Source organism: Bacillota bacterium, assembly GCA_029961055.1.
Taxonomy (GTDB): Bacteria; Bacillota; Sulfobacillia; order JAIMAT01; family JAIMAT01; genus JAIMAT01.
Genome location: JASBVM010000014.1, coordinates 1 through 1,594, shown reverse-complemented (window position 1 = coordinate 1,594; position 1,594 = coordinate 1). Strand labels below are relative to the sequence as shown.

Here is a 1,594-nt window from a genome sequence, read left to right as displayed (position 1 = left end):
CCGGCCGCGGGCATCCCCATCGCCTTCGCCCACTACCTGGGCAGCTTCACCGTCGGCTTCGCCTTCCGCTGGTGGGGGCGGGAGGACGAGCCGCCGCGGCCGGAGAGCCGGAGGGGGCCGATCCTCCGCCGCGCCTGGCACGAGCTCCTCAGGGCGCGCGAGGAAGACGGCCGGCCCATGGGCCGCCTCCTGGGCGACGCCGTCACCCAGTCGATGCAGACGCTCCTCCTCATCCTCGGTTTCATCATGTTCTTCTCGGTCGTCTTCCGCCTGCTGGTGGTGACCGGCGCCGTGGCGGCGCTGGAGAGGCCGCTGGGCGCGCTCCTCGCCCTGGCCGGCTTCGACCCGCGCCTGGTGCCGGCCATCCTCTCGGGGATCTTCGAGATCGACATCGGCTCCGCCCAGGTGGCGCAGACGGCGGCGCCGCTCCTCCAGAAGCTCGTCGTCATCAGCGCCATCGTCGCCTGGAGCGGCCTCTCCGTCCACGGCCAGGTGGCCGCCGTCCTGGCAGGAAGCGACATCCGCTACGGCCCCTATGTCCTGGGCCGCTTCCTCCACCTGCTGGCCGCCTCGGTCTACACCGTCCTCTTCTTCCCCCTGGCCGGCCTGGACGCGCCCGCCTTCGGCCTGCTGGGCGCTGCGAGCGGGCTCGCCCGTCTCGGCCTGCCCGGCTTCGGCCCGACCTTCGTCTTCGCCGCCACCCGGGGCCTGGCGCTCGCCGGCCTCGCCCTGGGAGGCAGCCTCGCCCTCTCCGCGGCCGTCCTCCTCGCCGAGGCTGCGCTCCGGCGCGGCCCGCGGCGCCTCCCCGGCGGCGGGGCTGCGGCCGGCCGGCCGCCGGCCCGCCGCCGGCGGCCGGGTTGGATCGTGATCCGCGTCAGGCGCGGGGGCGGAAGAGGAGGGTGGAGAGGCTGAAGACGCCGAACGCCTCCTCGTAGGAGAGAAGGCGGGTGTCGAAGGGTCGCCCGATCCGCTCCTCCTCCGCCGCCAGGGCGCCGAGGAGCGTCTCGAGCGGGCGGTTGTCGCCCTCCGGCGCCGCTTCCCGGCGGAGGGCGGGGTCGACCGCCTCCAGCTCGGTCCAGCGGTGCTCCAGGAGCCGGGTGAGCACCTCCCGGTCGTACGGCCGCGCCTGGGTCAGGTCCGGTTCGGGAGGCCGCCGTGCCTCCGCCCCTCCGCCGCCCGCCGGTTGGAGATCGACATCGCCCCAGAGGTCGAGCCGGTGCGTCAGGGCGCCGGTCGCCAGGAAGCCGATGCGCAGCCCCAGATCCTCGGCCGCCTGCGCCACGGCGGCTCCCAGGCGCCGGTGCGCCTCCGCCCCCGCCTCGAGCGAGGGCCCGGTGCTGCCGGCATCGTTCGCGTCCCGCCCGTGGCCGAAGTGGAGCGCCATCGACAGGCTGACCACGGGGACGTCGGCGTCCGGGAAGAGGTAGAGAAGGGGCGTCCAGGCGCCGTGGTCCAGACCCCAGAGCTCCTCGCTCACCCGGACCGGCAACCCCGCCTCCAGCGCGCGATGGGTGATCTGCTTGGCCAGGCGGGGCTCGCCCAGCGGCTCGTAGCGGACGCGGTACCAGGCCTGGGGGAAGCCCTCGAAGTCCTG

At 75.3% G+C, this 1,594-nt stretch carries 2 protein-coding genes; one reads left to right on the top strand and one right to left on the bottom strand.

The features are described from left to right. Window positions 1–912 (top strand): hypothetical protein (locus tag QJR14_05450; GenBank protein ID MDI3317045.1); only part of this gene is annotated, 912 nt, incomplete at its 5' end. Here the strand turns inward: QJR14_05450 and QJR14_05445 are convergent. After that, window positions 875–1,594 (bottom strand): hypothetical protein (locus QJR14_05445; GenBank protein ID MDI3317044.1); only part of this gene is annotated, 720 nt, incomplete at its 5' end. The two genes, QJR14_05450 and QJR14_05445, sit on opposite strands and share 38 nt — an antisense overlap.